The sequence below is a fragment of the Rhodococcus sp. NPDC057014 genome (assembly GCF_042673295.1).
Classification (GTDB): domain Bacteria; phylum Actinomycetota; class Actinomycetes; order Mycobacteriales; family Mycobacteriaceae; genus Rhodococcus_F.
Genome location: NZ_JBHUSF010000431.1, coordinates 1 through 6095, shown reverse-complemented (window position 1 = coordinate 6095; position 6095 = coordinate 1). Strand labels below are relative to the sequence as shown.

At 67.0% G+C, this 6095-nt stretch carries 7 protein-coding genes; 2 read left to right on the top strand and 5 right to left on the bottom strand.

Annotation, left to right across the window (positions count from 1 at the left end; translation table 11 throughout):
• Window positions 1-399: MFS transporter (locus ACFTZB_RS41885; RefSeq protein ID WP_378441284.1), on the top strand; the 399-nt coding region annotated here is incomplete at its 5' end.
• 47 nt (window positions 400-446) lie between these two features.
• Complete coding sequence (locus ACFTZB_RS41880; RefSeq protein WP_087559920.1) at window positions 447-905, top strand: hypothetical protein; 459 nt, start codon at window positions 447-449, stop codon at window positions 903-905.
• Between the two features lie 5 nt (window positions 906-910).
• On the opposite strand, the gene ACFTZB_RS41875 is transcribed toward ACFTZB_RS41880, so the two are convergent.
• The 5 genes from ACFTZB_RS41875 to ACFTZB_RS41855 all read right to left on the bottom strand — a co-directional run bounded on the left by ACFTZB_RS41875 (window position 911) and on the right by ACFTZB_RS41855 (window position 6007).
• A complete protein-coding gene (locus tag ACFTZB_RS41875) occupies window positions 911-1663 on the bottom strand; it encodes an SDR family NAD(P)-dependent oxidoreductase (protein WP_378441282.1) in 753 nt (250 codons plus the stop codon).
• Complete coding sequence (locus ACFTZB_RS41870; RefSeq protein WP_378441280.1) at window positions 1660-1968, bottom strand: YciI family protein; 309 nt, start codon at window positions 1966-1968, stop codon at window positions 1660-1662. The genes ACFTZB_RS41875 and ACFTZB_RS41870 overlap by 4 nt, the downstream gene beginning before the upstream one ends.
• A gap of 1 nt (window position 1969) precedes the next feature.
• Entirely contained in the window at window positions 1970-3703 is a 1734-nt protein-coding gene (locus tag ACFTZB_RS41865; RefSeq protein WP_378441278.1) for an FAD-dependent oxidoreductase, read from the bottom strand.
• 171 nt (window positions 3704-3874) lie between these two features.
• Window positions 3875-4636 carry an IclR family transcriptional regulator gene (locus tag ACFTZB_RS41860; RefSeq protein WP_072936918.1) on the bottom strand — a complete coding sequence of 254 codons (762 nt, stop codon included), beginning with the start codon at window positions 4634-4636 and terminating at the stop codon, window positions 3875-3877.
• Window positions 4637-4654: 18 nt separating this feature from the next.
• Entirely contained in the window at window positions 4655-6007 is a 1353-nt protein-coding gene (locus ACFTZB_RS41855) for an MFS transporter (RefSeq protein ID WP_378441276.1), read from the bottom strand.
• Window positions 6008-6095 lie beyond the last annotated feature (88 nt).

Genomic DNA, 6095 nt, shown 5'->3' with positions numbered 1-6095 from the left:
CCCATCATCACCGGTCTGCTACTGGCCACCGCGATCATCGGCTGCAACTTCGTCGAGGCTTCCTGGCTCGTCGTCGTCCTGATGTGCGTGTCCTTCTTCGGCAAGGGCCTCGGCGCGCTCGGCTGGGCCGTCATGGCCGACATCTCGCCGAAGGAAATCTCCGGCCTCGGCGGCGGCGTCTTCAACACCTTCGGATCGGTCGCCAGCATCACCACACCGATCGTCATCGGCTACATCGTCGACAGCTACGGCTCCTTCGAACTCGCCCTCGTCTACGTGGGTGTGTGCGCGCTGCTGACCGTCGTCTCGTACATCGTCGTCGTCGGCCCGATCAAGCGCCTCGACCTCGCCGAGATGCAGGCCCGCGCCGACCGCAAGCGCGCCCTGCGTCGGCACTGACGGCGAGCCCGTTGCACCCCGTCGTGCGAGGCGACGATGATGGGGCGGTGATCATCGAACGCAGCTCGGTCGTCGGCGCGCCGATCGGGCAGGTGTGGGCGAGGGTCGTCGATCCGGAGGGGATCAACGACGAGATGCGTCCGTGGATGACGATGAGCATCCCGCGCGGCCAGGAGTCGATCAGCATCGACTCGGTCGCGGTCGGTGAACCGCTCGGCCGGGCGTGGCTGCGACTGTTCGGGCTGGTCCCGTTCGACTACGACGATCTGACCATCGCGGAGCTGGAACCGGGCCTGCGGTTCCACGAGAAGTCGACGATGCTCAGCATGCGCCGGTGGGAGCACGAACGCACGCTCAGGCCGTTCGACGACGGCAGCACCGGCGTCCACGACCGGATCACGTTCGAACCGAGGCTTCCGCTGGTGCCGCTGACGCCGGTGCTCGCCCGCGTACTGGGCGCGTTCTTCGGGCACCGGCACCGGCGTCTGGCGCGGCACTTCGGCTGACGGCCTCAGTGCGCCGTGTAGCCACCGTCGACGACGAGTTCGGTGCCGGTGGTGAAGCCGGACTCGTCCGAGGCGAGGTAGAGCACCCCGTACGCGATTTCGTCGGGTTCACCCTGCCGCGGGAGGGGGTTACCCGACACGAGTTGGCGGTAGTACTCCTCCGGCCCGAGTGCGCTGCCCTCCGCGGACCGCCGGCTCATCGCCGTTCGCATCGACCCGGGGTGGATCGAGTTGACGCGAATCCCGTCCGGCCCGTACGTGACGGCGTCGGATTTGCTCAGCAGCCGCACCGCGCCCTTCGACGCGTGGTACAGCGGGACGTTGGAGCCTCCGGTCAGCCCGTGGATCGACGAGAAGTTCACGATGCTGCCCTTCTTCCGGCCGATCATGTGGGGCACCACGTGTTTGGTCATCAGCCAGACGCCCTTGACGTTGACGTCGAAGATCTGGTCGAACTCGGCGACCGACGCCTCGTGTGACGGTGCGGGCCTGCCGATGATGCCGGCGCAGTTGACGAGAACGTCGGGGACGCCGACGGTTTCGACGATCGCTGCGACGGCGTCGGCGACACTGGTCTCGTCGGTGACGTCGACGGCGAACGGCGTGATCGACTCCGAATCCCACGGTGCGCCCGGGAGTTTCAGGTCGAGCGCGGCAACCCGCGCCCCTTCCTCGGCGAGCATCCGGGCGGTCGCGCCGCCGAGATCACCGTTTGCCCCCGTGACGACGGCGACCTTCCCTGCCACTCGACCTGTCATGACCTGCCTCCCACTGCTGCGACGGCCCACGGGCCGATCATCGGAATCCATTCGGTGATGTCGTAGGACGCGACGTATCCGTGCGTCCGGAACGGGTCGCCCTCGACGACGTCGACGACGTCCTGCCGGTGCGCGGCCTCGTAGACCATGGCGGCGCCGGGATCTTCTCCCGCGGCGAACGGTCCGGACCCGAGGATGAGTCCGTGGTCGGCGGCGGCCTGCAGGTGACTCTTGTGTTCGGGACGATGTGTGTCCCGGCCGGCGGTGTCGCCGGTGTATGCGTAGCGGACGAGGTAGAACGGCACGTCAGACCTCTTCCAGGACGGTCGGTGTGGTGGATTCGCTGCGCAGCGACGCGAGGATCTCGGCGTCCCGGCCGATGGTGTATCCGAAGACGAGGGCGGGCCCGATGTTGGCGCCGTAGCCCGGGTATCCGCCGCCGAAGATGCTGACCGCCGCGGAACCGGCCGCGAAGAGACCGGGGATCGGCTGGTTGTCGTCGTCGAGGACCTGACTGTGCCGATCGACGGCGAGGCCGGAGTAGGCGCCGAGGTCGCCCATCTCGATCTTCGCCGCGTAGTACGGTCCCTTGTCGAGCGGCTCGAGGTTCGGGTTGGGCTGGTGCTCCATGTCGCCCTTGAAGTGGTGGAACCAGTTGGATCCGCGATTGAACTTCGGGTCCTCCCCCTTGGCGGCGCCCGCGTTGAACTCGGACAGGGTCTTCTTCAGCCCGGCGGCGTCGACACCGATCTTGCGGGCGAGCTCCTCGACCGTGTCGGCCTTGTGGAGGAATCCGGTCTTCTTGAAATAGCCCTGCGGGATGGGCCGCGGCTTCGCGTAGCCGATTCCGTACTTGTTCATGGCTTTCGAGTCGGCGATGATGTAGCCGAACGTCTCGTCTTGGCCGGCGTTCTCCTGAATCATCGCCATGCCGAAGTCGTGGTACGAACTCGACTCGTTGGCGAAGCGTTCACCCTTGCGGTTCACGGCGATCAGTCCGGGAAGCCCGAACGCACGCAGGTGCGGGAAGATCCGCTGCTGTCCGCGCAGACCGGTGAACACCGTGACCGGCGCCCAGGCGGCCGGCTCGTGGACGTCGGTGTCGACGTGCCCGCCGAGCGGTGCGGCCAGGCGCACGTTGTCGCCGTCGTGTCCGACGGTGGGCGTGAAGTGGTTGTCGCCGTGCGGATCATGACCCCAGTACTCGGCGCGCAGGGAGGCGTCCGAGGAGTAGCCGCCTGCCGCGATGACGACACCGAGCCGCGCCTCCACCGTTGCCGCGTGCACTCCCCCGAGCACGGCGCCGGTGACGACCCCGCTCTCCGATTGCAGGATCTTCGTGACAGGCGTCTCGGTCCACATCCGGATGCCGAGCTTCGCGGCGGACGACACCATCCGCACCATCAGCGAATTGCCGTTGGTCCGGTCGAACGACCTGCGGCAGAGCACCGTCTCGACCCACGTCTTGAGGAGCTTCTTCGACACGTAAGCGAACGATTTCCACGACTGGTTGGCGTGCAGGAACTGCGCGATGTCGGGTCCGACCTCGGGCATGTACCCGAACACGGTGTACGTGTCGAGGTAGGGGCGCAACCGGAGCCGGTTCTCACCGAGCGTGCGCGCGTCGACGACCTTGCCGGAGATCGCGCGCCCCGACGGCTTCGCACCCGGGGCGTCCATCTGGTAGTCCGGAGCCATCTCGGGATAGACGAATTCGACGTCGGTGTCGCGTTCGAGCCAGTCGATCGCCTCGGGGACCTCGTCGAGGAAGGTGTCGACCATCTCGGCCTTGTAGCAGTCCTTGGCGAGTGCCCGGATGTAGGTTTCGATCTCCTGACGGGTGTCGCCCTGCTCGATGCCCTGCTTGTTACCCGGCACCCACGCCCAGCCACCCGAGATGGCGGTGGTGCCGCCGAGCCACTTCGACTTTTCGGCGACGATGACGCTGTGGCCTTCGCTCGCGGCCTTGAGCGCGGCGGCCATGCCCGCGGCCCCGGACCCGATGACCAACAGGTCGCATTTGACGGATTTCGAGCTCATATGTGGACCTTCCCTGGAGAGTCGGCACTCGATCGCGGCGCGCAAAGACACTGCTGTGCAGCATATTTGAAGGAACATCGTGCGATCGGTGGCGGTGTGTTCGTGTCACCCACTCTGACCGAGTCGAGACTCGGGTCACAGACCGACTCCAATGGATGGAAAGGTTTCTGATCAGTGCCGCGATCCGCGCGTCATCGCCCGGGTGATGCCGCGCGACGCCGTCGTCAGTGCCGCCACCACCGACTGCGGGTTCGCCTGATCGTGCGGGATGACGACGGACAGGGCGGCGATCACCCTGCCACCGTCGCTGTCCCGCACGGGCACAGCGACTCCCGTCGCACCCGGGGTGATGAGACCGGCGGCCACCGCGAAGTGCTGGTGCCGCACCTCGGCGAGGAGACGTCGCATCTGGTCGGGGTCGGTGACGGTGGCGTCGGTGTACCGTTCGAGCGGTTGCGACAGCAATTCGTCCTGCACGTCGCGGGAGGCGTTCGCCATCAAAACCAGACCGGACGAGCACGCATGCACCGGCAGCCGTCCGGCGATCTTGGTGACGTTGACGACGGACCCGCGGGTGGAGAGCCGTTCGACGAACAGCACCTCGTTGCCGTCGAGGACGCCCAGCTGGGTGTGCTGCTTGATCGCGGCGTTCACGTCCTCCATGAACGGCATCGCCGCCTCACGCAGGCTGAGCGTGTGCGAACCGCGGGACCCCAGCTCCCACATCCGGACCCCGATGCTGATGCGGGTGTCGTTGCGTTCGAGGAGGCGGAACTTGACGAGTTCGCCGACGATGCGGTGCGCCGTCGCGACGGGGAGGTCGGATCGACGCGCAATGTCGGACACCGACAGGGACGGTGTGTCCGCGTCGAAGGAAGACAAGACCCTCACGACGCGGGCAGTGACCGATTCTCCTGTCGGTGTCCGTGACATCGCCCCATTGTCCTCCGGCTACTCCCGCGAGGTCGACGGACGCCCGAGTTCGGCCAGCGGCACCCGGTACGTCTCGCGCGCGGTGAAGGCGGCGACGGACGAGACCAGCATGCACAGTGCCGTGAACACCGCGACCGGCACCCAGGCGTTCACCCCGGTGCCCAGCAGTGCCCAGCCGATCGCCGGGGCGAAACCGGCGATGAGGAAACCGATCTGCGTGCCCACGGCGAAACCGGAATAGCGCACGGGCGCCGCGAACATCTCCGTGAAGAAGCTCGGCCACAGGCCGTTCACCATCGAGTAGAACAGCGTCATCGTGAGCAGCGCGGCGCCGAAGATCAGCGGAACGGAGCCGACCGAGATGGCCCAGAAGTATCCGAAGATCGTCACACCGCATCCGAGAGTGCCGGTGATCCAGACGGGGCGGCGTCCGACGCGGTCCGACAGCGTGGCGAGCAGCGGTATCGCGACGATGGAACCTGCGATCGACGCCGACGACGCCCACAGCATCGTGGTGCGGTCGATGCCGACGTCGGGTCCGGTGGCGTAGGCGAGCCCGAAGACGGTGAACACCGTCTGCCCGACGGCGAACAGCGAGCACAGCGCGATCCGCAGGACGTCCCGCCACTGGGTGGTCACCACGGTGACGACGGGCAGTTTCTGCACCTCCGCGTGCTCACGCGACTCCTCGAACACCGGAGTCTCGTCGAGCTTGGTGCGCACGAAGTAGGCCACTACGAGCATCACGGCGCTGCACCAGAACGGGATTCGCCAGCCCCAACTGTCGAGTTGATCCTTCGGCAGCGCGGCCACCGGGATGAAGACGAGGGTCGCGAGAACCATCCCGGCCGCGTAGCCGGTCATCGTGAAACTCGTGAAGAACGCCCGCCGCCCCTCGGGTGAGTGCTCGAGCGTGAGCGTGCTGGCGCCCGCCGCCTCACCGCCCGCGGAGAATCCCTGCGCGAGGCGGCACAGGACCAGCAGGATAGGCGCGGCGATGCCGATCTGCTCGTACGTGGGCAGGAACCCGATCGCGAGACTCGACATGCCCATGATGAGCAGCGTCAGCAACAGAATCTTCTTACGACCCAGCTTGTCCCCGAAGTGGCCCAGCACGATTCCGCCGACCGGCCGGGCCACGTAGCCGACGCCGAACGTCGCGAGCGCGGCGACCGTGCCGATCGCGTCGTTGCCGGCCGGGAAGAACGTGTGCCCGAAGACGAGGGCGGCGGCGGACCCGTAGATGAAGAAGTCGTAGTACTCGAGCGCGCTGCCGAGGAACGACGCGAGCGCCGCCTTCTTCGGCGTCTTCGCGACCTCGACGGGCGGCGCGTCTGTCGGGCTGTCGTGCGTCACGGCGGATACGTTCATCGACTCTCCTGCGATCGGGCCTGGCGTGGTGTGACTCAACGTGCCAACCGCAGCCGCGCGTGCGCAACGTCACATCCATCCATTGGAA

Excerpts from the sequence above, each read along its gene's own strand:
- ACFTZB_RS41860 (WP_072936918.1), bottom strand. The coding sequence starts at position 4,636 with ATGTCACGGACACCGACAGGAGAATCGGTCACTGCCCGCGTCGTGAGG.
- ACFTZB_RS41875 (WP_378441282.1), bottom strand. The coding sequence starts at position 1,663 with ATGACAGGTCGAGTGGCAGGGAAGGTCGCCGTCGTCACGGGGGCAAAC.
- ACFTZB_RS41855 (WP_378441276.1), bottom strand. The coding sequence starts at position 6,007 with ATGAACGTATCCGCCGTGACGCACGACAGCCCGACAGACGCGCCGCCC.
- ACFTZB_RS41865 (WP_378441278.1), bottom strand. The coding sequence starts at position 3,703 with ATGAGCTCGAAATCCGTCAAATGCGACCTGTTGGTCATCGGGTCCGGG.